General features: G+C 66.8%; 13 protein-coding genes and 1 pseudogene. 10 read left to right on the top strand and 4 right to left on the bottom strand.

What is annotated here, in order from left to right:
• The first annotated feature begins 29 nt into the window (after window positions 1–29).
• The 7 genes from BM031_RS10290 (at window position 30) to BM031_RS10260 (ending at window position 6865) form a co-directional block, all read left to right on the top strand.
• Window positions 30–3014 (top strand): polymer-forming cytoskeletal protein, encoded by a 2985-nt coding sequence (locus BM031_RS10290; protein WP_143084552.1) that lies wholly within the window; start codon window positions 30–32, stop codon window positions 3012–3014.
• Window positions 3011–3469 (top strand): pilus assembly FimT family protein, encoded by a 459-nt coding sequence (locus BM031_RS10285; protein WP_143084551.1) that lies wholly within the window; start codon window positions 3011–3013, stop codon window positions 3467–3469. Before BM031_RS10290 ends, BM031_RS10285 begins: the two co-directional genes overlap by 4 nt.
• On the top strand, window positions 3459–3926 hold the full coding sequence (locus BM031_RS10280; RefSeq protein ID WP_143084550.1) for a type IV pilus modification PilV family protein: 468 nt from the start codon (window positions 3459–3461) through the stop codon (window positions 3924–3926). The genes BM031_RS10285 and BM031_RS10280 overlap by 11 nt, the downstream gene beginning before the upstream one ends.
• On the top strand, window positions 3920–4768 hold the full coding sequence (locus BM031_RS10275; RefSeq protein ID WP_091874456.1) for a type II secretion system protein: 849 nt from the start codon (window positions 3920–3922) through the stop codon (window positions 4766–4768). The genes BM031_RS10280 and BM031_RS10275 overlap by 7 nt, the downstream gene beginning before the upstream one ends.
• On the top strand, window positions 4765–5235 hold the full coding sequence (locus BM031_RS10270) for an MSHA biogenesis protein MshP (RefSeq protein WP_143084549.1): 471 nt from the start codon (window positions 4765–4767) through the stop codon (window positions 5233–5235). The genes BM031_RS10275 and BM031_RS10270 overlap by 4 nt, the downstream gene beginning before the upstream one ends.
• A 207-nt stretch (window positions 5236–5442) precedes the next feature.
• Window positions 5443–6183, top strand: a complete 741-nt coding sequence (locus BM031_RS10265) for an SDR family oxidoreductase (RefSeq protein ID WP_091874452.1) — start codon at window positions 5443–5445, stop codon at window positions 6181–6183.
• Window positions 6184–6232: 49 nt separating this feature from the next.
• Window positions 6233–6865 carry an HAD hydrolase-like protein gene (locus BM031_RS10260; RefSeq protein ID WP_091874450.1) on the top strand — a complete coding sequence of 211 codons (633 nt, stop codon included), beginning with the start codon at window positions 6233–6235 and terminating at the stop codon, window positions 6863–6865.
• A gap of 153 nt (window positions 6866–7018) precedes the next feature.
• On the opposite strand, the gene BM031_RS10255 is transcribed toward BM031_RS10260, so the two are convergent.
• A complete protein-coding gene (locus BM031_RS10255; protein ID WP_091874449.1) occupies window positions 7019–8272 on the bottom strand; it encodes an RtcB family protein in 1254 nt (417 codons plus the stop codon).
• Window positions 8273–8402: 130 nt separating this feature from the next.
• Here BM031_RS10255 and BM031_RS10250 point away from each other — a divergent pair, with 130 nt between their 5' ends.
• Window positions 8403–9431: a lipid A deacylase LpxR family protein gene (locus BM031_RS10250; protein ID WP_091874447.1), complete on the top strand. Its 1029-nt coding sequence runs from the start codon at window positions 8403–8405 to the stop codon at window positions 9429–9431.
• Window positions 9432–9492: 61 nt separating this feature from the next.
• The gene (locus tag BM031_RS10245; protein ID WP_229408755.1) at window positions 9493–9903 is read left to right on the top strand and encodes a hypothetical protein; all 411 of its coding nucleotides are present in this window, start codon (window positions 9493–9495) and stop codon (window positions 9901–9903) included.
• Window positions 9904–10035: 132 nt separating this feature from the next.
• Here the strand turns inward: BM031_RS10245 and BM031_RS10240 are convergent, their stop codons facing one another.
• From BM031_RS10240 to folE, 3 genes and pseudogenes are all read right to left on the bottom strand, one after another.
• Window positions 10036–10644, bottom strand: a complete 609-nt coding sequence (locus tag BM031_RS10240) for a phosphatase PAP2 family protein (protein ID WP_091874445.1) — start codon at window positions 10642–10644, stop codon at window positions 10036–10038.
• Between the two features lie 175 nt (window positions 10645–10819).
• A pseudogene (locus BM031_RS10235) lies at window positions 10820–11095 on the bottom strand (transposase); the annotation flags it as partial.
• Window positions 11096–11430: 335 nt separating this feature from the next.
• Window positions 11431–11997 (bottom strand): GTP cyclohydrolase I FolE, encoded by a 567-nt coding sequence (gene folE, locus BM031_RS10230; RefSeq protein WP_091874442.1) that lies wholly within the window; start codon window positions 11995–11997, stop codon window positions 11431–11433.
• 144 nt (window positions 11998–12141) lie between these two features.
• Here folE and BM031_RS10225 point away from each other — a divergent pair, with 144 nt between their 5' ends.
• Window positions 12142–12990, top strand: coding sequence for a hypothetical protein (locus tag BM031_RS10225; protein WP_091874440.1), 849 nt, complete (start codon window positions 12142–12144; stop codon window positions 12988–12990).
• Window positions 12991–12994: the final 4 nt, after the last annotated feature.

Raw genomic sequence — 12994 nt, 5'->3', positions numbered from 1 at the left:
AGTATCTATGCTTTGACGCAGGCCAAGCCGTGTCTTTTCCGTCCCTATTTGCCCTCCTGTTCGCCGGCGCCCCGTTGAGGCGCCGCCGCGCATTGCCGCGCTGGCTGCCGGCGCTGGCCCTGGTGCTGGCTGGTATGCTGGGCAGCAGCATGGCGCAGGCGACGGTGTATACCTTCAACGGCGCGCCGGTCACCAGCTGCACCCTGTCGGGCAAGGTCTACACCTGTCCCTACCCTGCCTACCTGGACTGGGACGACTCTGTCGTCATCGGCAACAACTACACCCTGAAGGTCACCAACAGCGTCACGGTGACCTATAACCAGGGCCTCACGATGGGCAATAATGCCAAGCTCATTGTGACGGGCAACCTGAACCTCACCGGGGTCAACCCGGCCAACCTCAAGACAAACGGCGGCGACATCGAGGTCGGCGGCACCTTCTCGATGGGCGCGCTGGCGCAGTCGATGACGGCCGACGTCACGGCCGGCGCCATCCGGCTCGGCTCCGATCGCGTCACCATCATCGGCAACCTGGTATCGCAGGGCATGGTCGACATCAGCTCGGGCTCGAAAATCACGGGCGACATCAGCGGCACCGTGGTCACCACCGGGTCGCCGGTGACGATCTCGGGCAAGGTGACGGCCACCAGCAAGTTCATGCTGGCCTCCGGCAGCACCATGACGGGCGACATCACCGCGCCGATGTTCGACATGCTGGCCTCGGGCAGCAAGGTCACCGGCAACATCCTCGCCACCACCTCGATGGTCATGGGCTCGGGCAATGCCGTCAAAGGCGACGTCGACACCGGCAACCTCACGCTGCAGTCGTCGAGTTCCATCATTACCGGCAATGCACGGGTCAACTGGGCCACGCTGGAATGGGCGGGACGGGTCACCGGCACCATCTACTGCAAGAACGGCACCGCCAAGGACAAGTGCGACTGCGTGACCAACAACAGCGGGTTTGCGGTCAACACCGCCAACGGACCGCGCTGCGAAGGCGCCGCGCCCAAGGCGCCGCACCACTACCTGGTGACCCACGACGGCGAAGGCGACACCTGCCTGCCCGAGAAGATCACCGTTACCGCCTGCGCCAACGCCACCTGCACCGCGCCGCACTATGCCGGCGCCGTGTCGGGCAAGCTAGCCGGAGTGGACACGCCGTTTTCCATCGCGGCCAATGCCGGCTCGGTGCAGGTCAGCGCGACCCGCTTCGCCGAGGGCGTCGTCACGCTGGGCGTGTCCGATGCGCTGGCGGCCCAGGACGCGACCACCTGCTACCGCAGCAGCAGCAATACCAACAGCTGCGCGATGAGCTTCGCGGGCGGGGCCAAGCTGCTGGTGGAGGTGCCCAACCATGCGGCGGGTGCGGATATCAAGGCCCTGATCCGGGCGGTCAAGGCCAACGACACGCAGACCGCCTGCGTGGCCGCGTTCGAGAACCTCACCTATAACGTACAGTACAGCTGCAACTACAGCCGGCCGAAAGCCGGCTCGCTGCCGCTTGCGCTGGGCGACAAATCCTTGTCTTGCGCCGCGTCCACCGCCACCGCGGCCGCGCAATCGGTCAGTACCGAGTTCAAGGCCAAGGGCGTGGCCGAGCTGGCGCTGAAGTATGCCGACGCCGGCGAAGTGCGGCTCAATGCGTCCGTCACCCCCTTCCCAGGCATGACGGCCAAGGGCGAAGGGACCTTCGTTGCGGCGCCTGCGTCGTTCAAGCTCGCCGCGGCCGCCGGCCCGCACCGCGCGGGGGCCGATGTCGGCGTGACGGTCACGGCGCTGAACAGCGCGGGCGTGAAGACGCCCAACTTCGACACGGGCGACATGAAAACCGCGGGAGTGACCAACCACGACGTCGCGCTGGACGTCGCCTGCCGCGCACAGGGTGGCGAGGACGGCGTCTTCGCGTCCGCCGCCAGCTTCGTCGATGGCGAGGCGGCGGCCACTGCCCGCTGGTCCGAAGTGGGCAAGATCGAACTGAAGGCCAGCCTGGCGAAGTTCATGGGCACCGAGCTGGGGACCACGGGCCTGACCTACGATCCGTCGAAAGGATGCTTGGGCAGCGTGGGCCCGTTCATCCCGCAGTACTTCAAGGTCGAGATCGACCGCCCGCCGGCGCAGGCGGCGCGCAGCTTCCAGTATTCGCAGGAACCCTTCGAGGTGATAGTCACGGCCCGCAACAAGGGCGGCGACATCACCCGGAACTACAGTGCGGACGTCAAGGACAAGGCGGGCGCCGGCTACAGCGAGAAGCTGCTCGTCTCGGCGGTCAATGCGGCGGGCGCGGCGTTTGCGCCTGCGCCCGGGGTCTTCAATGCCGTACCCGGCGTCCAGCCTGCGCTGGTGGAAATCGCCGCAGACAAGTTCATGGCGGGCAGCGCGAAGGTCAAGGTGGCCTACGCGCTGGCCGCCCCGAACGGACCGCAGGCCATTCGCCTGCGCGCCGCCAATGGCAAGGCGGCGCCTGCCGATGTCACGTCGGCCTACACCGCCACGCCCGACCCGGATGCGGCCAAGGAAGCGACCACCAGCGTGCGCACCGGCCGCCTGCGCGTAGGTGGCCGCTTCGGCGTCCTGAAAGCGACGCTGTCGGTACCGGTCACCGCGGAGTACTGGACCGGCAAGAGCTGGCTGCTGCACAGCGACGACAACTACACCATCCTTCCCGAGGTCGCCTGGGCGTTCAAGCCCTATCCGGCCGACATGAAGACCGATCGTAAGTTCAAGGGTCCGCTCGTCAACGGCGCCACGGCGGTCGACCTGAAGGTGAGCTCGGGCGGCCCGGGCAAAGTCGATATCGCGCTCAACCTCGGCAGCACGGCGCAGGACGACGCCTGCATCGGCGACACCACGGGCACCGGCGTGGCGAGCACCGGCGCCGCCCTGCCCTGGCTGCGCCCGGTCGTCACCGGCTGCGCCGCGACCACATCGCGCGACCCGGCCGGACGCGCCACCTTCGGCGTCTTCACGCCGGAAAACCGCCGCGTCATCCACGTGCGCGAGGTGTTCAATTGAGGCGCGCGCGCGGCTTCACGATGGTGGAACTGGTCCTGGTCATGGTGCTGATCGGCGTGATCGCCGCCATCGGCGTGCCCAAGCTCATGGGCGACAACAGCATCGAGGCCGCCGCCTTCGGCGACGAAGTCGTGAGCGCGCTGCGCAGCGCGCAGAAGACCGCGGTCGCGCGGCGCCGCATGGTGTGCGCGAACGTGGGCGACACGGCCGTCACCTTGCGCATGGCGAGCGAACCGGGGATGAACGCGTGCGACATCGCACTGGACACCGACAGCTGGCAGACCACGGCCAGCGGCGTCACCGCCAGCACGCACACGCTGTACTTCCAGCCCAACGGCCTGATCACGTCCGACACCGCCGGCAGCCTGCGCGTCAGCGGCGCCGTCTCGATCCGGCTCGACGGCGCTGAGCGCCGCGCGATCGTGTTCGAAGGGAGTACCGGCTATGTACAGTAGGCGCATGGCCGGGGTCACCCTGGTGGAGCTGGTGATCGCGATCGTCATCCTGGCCGCGGCGCTGGGCGGGCTGGTGGCGGCTTTCGCGCAGGCCAACCGCGCCAGCGCCGACCCCGTCGTCACCCGCCAGATGCTGGCGATCGCCGACAGCATGATGGAAGAAGTGCTGCTCAAGCCTTTCGCCGTCGATAACGACCCCAGCCCCACCCGCGCGGACTTCAACGACGTGCGCGACTTCGACACCACGGACGACACGACTGCCGGCTACACCAGCAACGGCATCGTGGACATCGACGGCGTCGCCATCGAGGGCCTGGCCGGCTACAGCGTCAGCGTGCAGGTCAACAACGTGGCGCTCGATGGCGCCCCCGCCGCCGATGCACTGCGCGTGATCGTCACCGTCACCAGCGGGCCGCAGCAGTTGTCGCTCACGGGCTGGAGGACCCAGCCATGGTGACGCGGCGGCAGAGCGGTTTTTCGCTGGTGGAGCTGGTGATCGTGATCGTGCTGATCGGCGCCATCGGCGGCATCTTCGCGATGCAGCTCAAACCCGTCATCGAGGGCTATGTCGCGGTGGGCAAGCGCGCCGCGCTGACCGACCAGGCCGATACGGCGCTGCGCCGCATCGTCACCGAGGTGCGCGCGGCGGTGCCCAATTCGCTGCGCCTGGCCAACGCCCAGTGCATGGAACTGGTGCCGACCATCGACGGCGGGCGCTTCCGCACCGGGCCGGACGTGACCAATGGCGGCGGCGCCTTCCTCGACCACGACGCGGCCGCCACCGAGTTCGACGTCGTCACGCGCTTCACCACGCAGCCGGCCCCCGGCGACCTGGTCGTGATCGGCAACCAGAACCCGGGCGACGTCTACAGCCGCGCCAACGTGTCGACGATCAGCCAGGTAGCGAACAATACCGATGCCTGGCGCGGCCCGCATCGCCTCACCGTGACGCCGACCCGCATCCCGTTCGGCTACGAGGACGGCCGCTTCGTCGTGGCGCCGGGCGCGGAGCCGTCGGTGAGCTATGTGTGCGAGGGCGCGGGCACGACGCCCGATGGCAGCACGGGCACCGGCCGCGTGCACCGGGTCACCAGGACGACACTGGACCTGCTCCAGACCTGTCCGGCCACCGCCGGCGCCCCGTTATTGGCGTCCAGGGTCGCCAGCTGCCAGTTCATCTATTCTCCCAACCAGGGCGCCACGCAGCAGAGCGGCTTCGTGCAGCTGCAGCTGCGCCTGACCGACGGCGGCGAAACGGTCTCGCTGACGCTGGGCGCCCATGTGAGCAACGTGCCATGAACAAAGCGATGCGCCAGTCCGGCTTTGCCTACATCGCCGCGGTGATCCTGCTGGTCGTGGTGGCCGGCGTATGCGTGGCGCTGCTGCGGCTCTCGGGCACCCAGCAGGACACCGTCAACCAGGCCGTGCTCGGCGCACGCGCCAGCCTGGCGGCACGCGCCGGCATCGAATGGGGCTTCTACCAGCTGCGCACCGGCGCCTGCAACGCAGCCCCGAGGCAGCTCACCGATGTCGAGGCCGAGAGCGGATTCCGGGTCACGGTCAGCTGCAGCTTCCTCGACTTCAGCGAAGGCGAGGACAGCGCCGGCAGCCCGGTGGCCAAGCGCAGCGTGCGGGTCGAAGCCGTGGCCTGCAACAGCGGCGGCAGCTGCCCAAGCTTTGATCCGGCGGTCCTGACCCGGCCCGACTATGTCGAGCGCCGGCGCGTAGCCACCACCTGCACCATGGGCGGCGCCAACCTCTGCTGAGCCCCGCTCAGGTGCGCCCGGTGGCTTTTCGGATAATGGTTCATGATGAAGTCCGCAGGGTGGCGGGCTTTGCCGGCCGCACGTTCAAACTACACCTGAGTTCACGCAGCGTTCATCCGCACGCTGCATCAACGCAAAGGCAATCTGAACGCGCGGGCGGCGAACCGCCCACCCTACGAAACCTATTCACTGAAGAGGAGCATTCGCATGAACCAGGATACCCGCCCCGTCGCCATCGTCACCGGCGCCTCGCGCGGCATCGGCGCCGCCATTGCCCAGCGCCTGGCCGAGGACGGCTACCGGCTCGTCGTCAACTACGCCAGCAACGAAGCCGAGGCTCATCGCGTCATCGCCACGCTGCGCGCCACCGGCCACACGGCCATCGCCGTCAAGGCCGACGTCTCGAAGGCCGACGAGGTGCGCGCCATGTTCGACGCCGCCGAGCGCGAGCTGGGCAAGGTCGACGTCCTCGTCAACAACGCCGGCGTGCTCAAGACCATGCCGCTCGCCGAGACCAGCGACGAGCTGTTCGCGCAGACCTTGGGCGTGAACGTGCAGGGCACCTTCAACACGCTGCGCGAAGCGGCCACGCGCCTGAACGACGGCGGGCGCATCGTCAACTTTTCCATCACCGTGCTGGCGATGAAGCTGCCGGGCTATGCGGTCTACAGCGCCAGCAAGGCCGCGGTGGAAGCAATGAGCGGCGTGTTCGCCAAGGAGCTGCGCGGGCGCCGCATCCGCGTCAACACGGTCGCGCCGGGGCCGGTTGCCACCGAGCTGTTTTTTTCGGGGAAGACCAAGGAACAGATCGACGGCTTCGCGAAGATGCCCCCCATCGAGCGCCTCGGCGAGCCGGGCGACATCGCGCGCATCGTGTCCTTCCTGGTGAGCGAAGAATCCGGCTGGATCAATGGGCAAGTGCTGCGCGCCAATGGCGGGACCATCTGAGGGGGCGCGATTATAATCATGCGCACTGTCTTCGCCACCGGTTCCTCCCATGCCCTACCGCCTCGCCATCTTCGACTTCGACGGGACGCTGGCTGATTCCTTTCCCTTCTTCGTCAGCGTGTTCAACCAGATCGCCGACGAGCACGGCTTCCGGCGCGTCGCCGCGGCCGAAGCCCAGGACCTGCGCCATCACGATACCAAGGCCATCATGCGCCACGTCGGCATGCCGGCCTGGAAGCTGCCGCTGGCTTCGCGCAGCTTCATCGGCCTGATGCGCGACAACGCCGCGCGCATCCCGCTGTTCGACGGCGTCGGCGACGTGCTGCACGCGCTCGACCGCGAAGGCGTGCGGCTGGCGATCGTGTCGTCGAACTCGGAGCAGAACGTGCGGCTGGTGCTGGGGCCGGTGCTGAGCGGCCTGTTCGGGCATTACGAATGCGGGATGTCGGTGTTCGGCAAGGCGGCGCGCATCCGCAAGGTGGTCAAGCGCGCCACCGTGCCCGCCGCGCACACGCTGTACGTGGGCGACCAGGCCATGGATGCGGAAGCGGCGCGCAAGGCCGGCGTGGCGTTCGGCGCGGTCAGCTGGGGGTATGCGCCGATCGAAGCGCTGCGCCGGGCGGGGCCGGATCGCGAGTTCGGGACGCCGGCGGAGCTGATGCACATCGTGCGCCCGAGTTAGCGTCTGCTGTTAGTCCACAAAACGCAGAACCGTCGCACCGGCGAAGGCCGGTCCCTAATTTTGCGTGCGGTCCGGCTGCTCAACAAACTTGGGTTCCGGCCTGCGCCGGAACGACGTGCGAGGGATAGCAGCAGTGTTAGATTTTCGTTCCGATCAGCCCTTCACACACACAATCTGCTTCAAGGTGTGCACCACCTCCACCAGGTCCCGCTGCGCATGCATCACCGCATCGATATCCTTGTACGCCATCGGAATCTCGTCGATCACCCCTTCATCCTTCCTGCACTCGACGCCCTCCGTGGCCCGCTCCGCATCCGCCCTGGTAAAGCGCCGCTTGGCCTCGGTCCGGCTCATCACCCGCCCCGCCCCATGGCTGCAGCTGTTGAAGCTTTCCGGATTGCCCTTGCCTCGCACAATAAAACTCTTCGCCCCCATCGACCCCGGAATGATGCCCAGCTCTCCCTCGCGCGCCGACACCGCCCCTTTGCGCGTCAGCAGCACCTCCTTGCCGAAGTGGGTCTCCTTCTGCACATAGTTGTGGTGGCAATTGACGGCTTCTACGTGCGTCTCGAAGGGCTTGGTGATCACCCCGCGCAGCGCGTGGATCACGTGGTGCATCATCACCTCGCGGTTGATGCGGGCGAACTTCTGCGCCCAGCCGACCGCCTCGACGTAATCGTCGTAGTTCTGCGTGCCTTCCTTCAGATACGCCAGGTCCTGGTCCGGCAGATTGACCATGTGGCGCCGCATGTCCTGGCGCGCCAGTTCGATGAAGTGGGTGCCGATGGCGTTGCCGACGCCGCGCGAGCCTGAATGCAGCATGACCCAGACGTAGCCTTCCTCATCCAGGCAGACTTCCACGAAATGGTTGCCGCCGCCGAGCGTGCCCAGGTGCTTGTAGTTGTTGGTGCCGCGCAGCTTGGGATACTTGCGGCAGATGGCGTCGAACTCGCCCTGCAGCTTGGCCCAGCCGGCGTCGACCGCGGGCGGCGGGTTGTTCCAGGAGCCGACGTCGCGGCTGCCCTTGTGGTTGCGGGTCTTGGGCGTCATGCCATGCGGTACCGCCTGTTCGATGGCGCTGCGTACCCTGGCCAGGCTGTCCGGCAGGTCATTGGCGCGCAAGGTGGTCTTGGCGGCCATCATGCCGCAGCCGATATCGACGCCGACCGCGGCGGGAATCACCGCGCCCAGGGTCGGGATCACGCTGCCGATGGTCGAGCCCTTGCCGACATGGACGTCGGGCATGACGGCAACGTGGTGGAACACGAAGGGCAATTGCGCCAGCTTCTCGAGCTGCTGCCTGGCCTCCTGCTCGACCGGAACGCCCTGCGTCCACATCTTGACCGGCTTGCCGCCCTCGGGCGAGAGCAGTTCGATGTCTTCCTGGTGAATGCGCTGGGGTTTCATGGGCCTATCTTCGCGCAAATCGGAAAACCACGGAGCCAGCGTTGAAACTGCTCTCCCCTGTCCCAGATCAAGGCAATCTTTACAGCAAGAACAAAACTGGGAGATGTTTCAAACAAGAAAGGACGATCCCATGCGCACCTTCGGCAGCGTTCTCGCGGTGTTCCTCTCCCTGCTGGCCCTGCCCGGTGCGGCGCAGGAAGCCCGCTTCGTCACCTGGGAAAACGACAGCTGGTTCAAGACCGACCGCTACTACACCAACGGCATCCAGTTCTCCTCGCGCAGCCTGGAAGACAGCCGCGGCGACCTGACCCGGCGCTGGACCGGCCGCGCCTGCCGCCTGTTCGGCTGCGACGATGCGCGCTTCCTGTTCACCCAGTACAGTATCGGCCAGCTGATGACCACCCCGGCCGACATCACCATCGCCGCGCCCCAGCCCTTCGACCGGCCCTACGCCGGCCTGCTCTACGCCGAGCGCCAGTGGCTGTTCCTGGCGCCGGGCGGCGACGCGATCACGACATTGGCGGCCCAGGCCGGGCTCACCGGCCGGTTGTCGCTGGCGGAACCGGCGCAGAAACTGTTCCACCTCGTGTTCGACCGTCCGGAGCCGATGGGCTGGGACCACCAGGTCGGCAATACCCTGGCCGTGCTGGTCTCGGTGGAACGGCGCTCGGCCTGGCGCGCGCTGTCGGGCGAAGTAGCAGGCAAGGTCCGGCTGCACACGGCGGGGCATTGGCGCCTGGCCCTGGGCAGCATCCAGAGCTACGCGGCGGGCGGCGTAACCCTTACCATCGGCAAGAACCTGCCGGCGGTATCGCCGGCGCCGCCGGGCATCGGCAACCGCGTGGCGGGCGCCGATACTTCGTGCCTGTGGCAATGGCTCCAGTGCACGCTGGTGCTGGGGGCGGAGGGGCGCGGCATGGGCTACAACATTTTCCTCGAAGGCCGGCCGTGGAAAGACGATGACCCGGGCGTGACACCGCGGCGCTGGGTGGGCGACCTGACGGCCGGGCTGCGGCTGGATTTCCCGCAGACGCGCGGCCGCTTGCACGGGCCCTGGTTCGTCCAGTTGCGCGCCATTCGCCGCACGGCCGAGTTCCGGGCGCCGGTGCACGTGCCGCGTCACAGCATCGGCTCGCTGACGCTGGGCATCGACTTCTGAACCGGGCGCTTCTATACTGCGTCAGCGATGCACTCCTGCATCACTGAACAACGGAACCGTCATGCGCAAGTCTTTCTTCCTGCTCGTCCCGCTGCTGCTGGCCGGTTGCGTCAACGACACTGCCAGCTACCGGATCGATCCCAACGACCACGCGATCACCCTGCGTGTGGTGCAGGATTATTTCTGGAGCAAGCAGGCCAAGCTGCTCCTGACCGCCACCCGGATGCCGGACTGCCAGCGCCTGGTCGACCTGGGAGAGGTGACCCTGAGCGGCCTGGAAATCGAGCTGTTCGCCAGCGGCCCCAATGTATACACGCTGCGCTCGGGCGAGGATGTGTGGCAGGTGGAAACCCAGGGCTGTACCGAGCTGGAAGCGCCGCAGGCCAATGCGGTGACCGGCCAGGCGCTGGGCGTGTTCCACCTCGACGAGCACGACAAGCTGGTGTTCGCGGCGCCCGATACGGCGCCATAACAGTCGGCACGGTAGGCCCGCGCGGCCGGCGCAGGCATCCGTCCACGCGTCCTGCGTGCGGTGGATCCCCTCGCACCGACGCAGGGAGCGACCGGTACGTTGCCGGCCGCGCAGCCCTACCCGGTCGACAACTCAGGGACGCAGCCAGCCGCGCCCGATCGGCACCGCCAGCACGCGGCGATACAGGTTTTCCATCCAGGGCATGACACCCGCACAGGCGGCGCGCACCGCCGGGGTATAGGCCAGCAGCGCCATCGCCGCCGACATCGCGAGCGCACCCGCCATATCCTTCGGCCAATGCACACCCAGGAACACCCGCGACCAGGCCACCACCAGCGCCAGCGGCAGCAGCACCAGCCCGATGCGGCGCGCCGCCCGCACGTGGCTGAAGGCCAGCACCAGCGCCACCGAGAACATGCTGGTGGCGTGGTCACTCGGGAAGGAGCTGTCCGGGTCGTGCAGCAGGAAGGTGTGGCCGACGTCGAGGAGGAAGGGCCGCGGGCTGTACCAGAAATGCCCGATCAGCCCGTTGAGCGACAGCGCGCACACCGCCGCGACCAGGGCGCGCAGCGCCACTTCCCGCTCGGGCCGGGCGCCGCCGGTCCACAGCACGATGAGCGCCAGCGGCATCAGGAAAACCAGCCACTGGGCGGCGAACAGGGCGCCCATCAATTGCCAGCCGGCCAGGCCGGCCTGCGCGTTCAGGGCCGAAAAGAGGAGGAGGTTGAAATGCTCGAACATGGTGGCTGCCGGATGATAAGAAAATGATAATTTTTTCCCAGCTTAGCCGATGCCGTCGGGCGCACATTTCGAGAAATGCAACAGATTGTGACAATCAACTGACACTTTGCACGATTACTGCCCCAGCTCAACGGCGATTGAGCAGCTTGCGCAGCTGGGCCAGCTCGGGCGCGCGGCCGGATCGCTCCAGCACGCCTTCGAGCAGGGTACGGTCGCCGTCGCGCAGCATGGTCCATTGGGTGAAATATTCATGCACCGTGCGCCAGGGTGGGAAGCCGGGCGGCATGCTGCGCCAGGTGGCGCCGGTATTGAGAAAGAAGAGGACGGCGCAGAACACGTCGTAGAGGTCGTGCTTGCGCGGCCGCGTCTTGCGCCGCGCCGCTTCCAGCATGCCGCGCACGGGCTCGAAGTCTTCGCGAGAGATGTCGCTGGGATAGGCGGGGCGTTCCATGGCGAGCCCTCCGAAAATAACTTGGAGGGCGGCGATATGGAACAGGTTCCAAGGCGGGCGGGGGCGTGGGGGGAAGTGCGAGGAATCAAATCACGGGCAGTGTGCGGTCCGCATGCTGCTTACGCTCGATTTCACCGCTAACCGCAAAACCGTCGCACCCGCCACTGGCGGCTACGACCTCCGGCGAAGGCCGGAGCCTAATTTTTGTGTGCGTAGTTGCTACGCTTGATGTTATTGGCTGCTCGTAAAAATTGGGTACCGGCCTTCGCCGGTACGACGGTCTCAGGGCTAAAGGTAGATTCAGCCAACTGGCCTGCCAGCGTGCCAGCCTTATCTCAATCCCGCGTCAGCGCCAAAAACTCCGTCCGCAGCGCCAGGTTCGGCTGCAGCTCGCCCAGCATCGCCGAGGTCACCGTCTCTTCCCCGATCGCCCGGATACCGCGGCTTTCCATGCACATGTGGCGGCACTTCACCACCACACCCACCGCCTTCGGCTCCAGTACTTCCATCAGCGCGTTCGCGATCTGGATCGTCATGCGTTCCTGCACCTGCAGGCGCTTGGAGAAGATGTCGACCAGGCGGGTCAGCTTCGACAGGCCGACGATTTTCCCGTTGGGCAGGTAGCCGACCGTGGCCTTGCCGAAAAAGGGCGCCAGGTGGTGTTCGCAGTGGCTGTACACCGGGATGCCGCGCACGACGATCAGCTCGTTGTATTCCTCGGCGCCGTCCTCGAAGGCCTTGAGCACTTCGACCGGGTCCTGGTCGTAGCCGGAAGTCCAGTGTTTCCAGGCCTTCGCCACGCGCGCCGGCGTCTCGTGCAGGCCGGGACGGTCGGGATTTTCGCCCAGGCTGGTGAGCAGGCGACGCCAGTCGTGTTCGGTGAAAGCTTCTTTGTCAGACATGGTGAACCTTAAAAAATCGATTGCCGCAAGTATATAGAAAACGGGTGCGGCCCACCCGGCCCTCCCATTTTCTTGAGCAAAATTAATGTCCCTGTACCACGCAAGGCGTAGCGTGGAACGTCATTCCTGCCTTGGGAGATCGCCATGTTCGGAAGCACGGTCCTCGAAGTCGCCATCGGCCTGACGTTTTGCTATGGCACGATGGCGCTGGTTGTCAGTACCCTGCAGGAGGCGCTGGCGGCAGCGTTCAGCCTGCGCGCCAATATGCTGCTCGCCGCCATCAAGCGCATGCTGGACGACCCGCGCTGCGAGGCGCTGGCGCAGAGCCTGTACGACCATCCGCTGGTCAACCCCCACGGCAGCACCAAAGGACGCACGCCGCTGGCCGTGCGGCCATCCTACATCGAACCGGCCCACTTCGCGATCGCCCTGCTCGATTCGCTGCGCACCAGCCCGGCCATCCCGCTGCAAGCGGCGATCGAAGCGCTGCCGGACGAGCAGGTGCGGCGCGTGCTGCTGGCCCTGTACCGCCAGTCCGGCGGCGACCTGCAGCGCTTCCAGGACGGCATCGCCGGCTGGTTCAACAGCGCGATGGAGCGCCTGTCCGGTGTCTACAAGCGGCGCCAGCTGCTTATTTCCTTCCTGCTGGCGATGCTGCTGACGATCATGCTCAACGTCGACAGCATCCACCTGTTCCAGACCCTGTGGCAGAACCCGGCGCTGGCCGCGCAGATCAAGGGCGCGCCGGGGATGCTCGATGCCGAGACCCTGCGCCAGCTGTGGGAGCTGCCGATCGGCTGGACGACTTTCCCGCCGGTGTTCGATACCGCGTTCGCGCTGCAGGTAGCCGGCTGGTTCATCACGGCCGGCACCACCCTGTTCGGCGCGCCGTTCTGGTTCGACCTGCTGCAGCGCGCGGTCCAGCTGCGCAGCACCGGCGCCAAGCCGCAGGAGAAGCGCACGGCGCCGGACGGCACCCTGGCGCAGTCATGAGCTG

The sequence above is a fragment of the Massilia yuzhufengensis genome, assembly GCF_900112225.1.
In the GTDB taxonomy this organism is placed as follows: domain Bacteria; phylum Pseudomonadota; class Gammaproteobacteria; order Burkholderiales; family Burkholderiaceae_D; genus Telluria; species Telluria yuzhufengensis.
Note: the sequence above shows the minus strand (reverse complement) of the source record. Positions and strands in the feature narration are given on the sequence as shown.

Coding starts and splice junctions, on each gene's coding strand:
- BM031_RS10280 (WP_143084550.1), top strand. CDS start 3,459: ATGTACAGTAGGCGCATGGCCGGGGTCACCCTGGTGGAGCTGGTGATC.
- BM031_RS10260 (WP_091874450.1), top strand. CDS start 6,233: ATGCCCTACCGCCTCGCCATCTTCGACTTCGACGGGACGCTGGCTGAT.
- BM031_RS10225 (WP_091874440.1), top strand. CDS start 12,142: ATGTTCGGAAGCACGGTCCTCGAAGTCGCCATCGGCCTGACGTTTTGC.
- BM031_RS10250 (WP_091874447.1), top strand. CDS start 8,403: ATGCGCACCTTCGGCAGCGTTCTCGCGGTGTTCCTCTCCCTGCTGGCC.
- BM031_RS10255 (WP_091874449.1), bottom strand. CDS start 8,272: ATGAAACCCCAGCGCATTCACCAGGAAGACATCGAACTGCTCTCGCCC.
- folE (WP_091874442.1), bottom strand. CDS start 11,997: ATGTCTGACAAAGAAGCTTTCACCGAACACGACTGGCGTCGCCTGCTC.
- BM031_RS10265 (WP_091874452.1), top strand. CDS start 5,443: ATGAACCAGGATACCCGCCCCGTCGCCATCGTCACCGGCGCCTCGCGC.
- BM031_RS10245 (WP_229408755.1), top strand. CDS start 9,493: ATGCGCAAGTCTTTCTTCCTGCTCGTCCCGCTGCTGCTGGCCGGTTGC.
- BM031_RS10240 (WP_091874445.1), bottom strand. CDS start 10,644: ATGTTCGAGCATTTCAACCTCCTCCTCTTTTCGGCCCTGAACGCGCAG.
- BM031_RS10270 (WP_143084549.1), top strand. CDS start 4,765: ATGAACAAAGCGATGCGCCAGTCCGGCTTTGCCTACATCGCCGCGGTG.
- BM031_RS10275 (WP_091874456.1), top strand. CDS start 3,920: ATGGTGACGCGGCGGCAGAGCGGTTTTTCGCTGGTGGAGCTGGTGATC.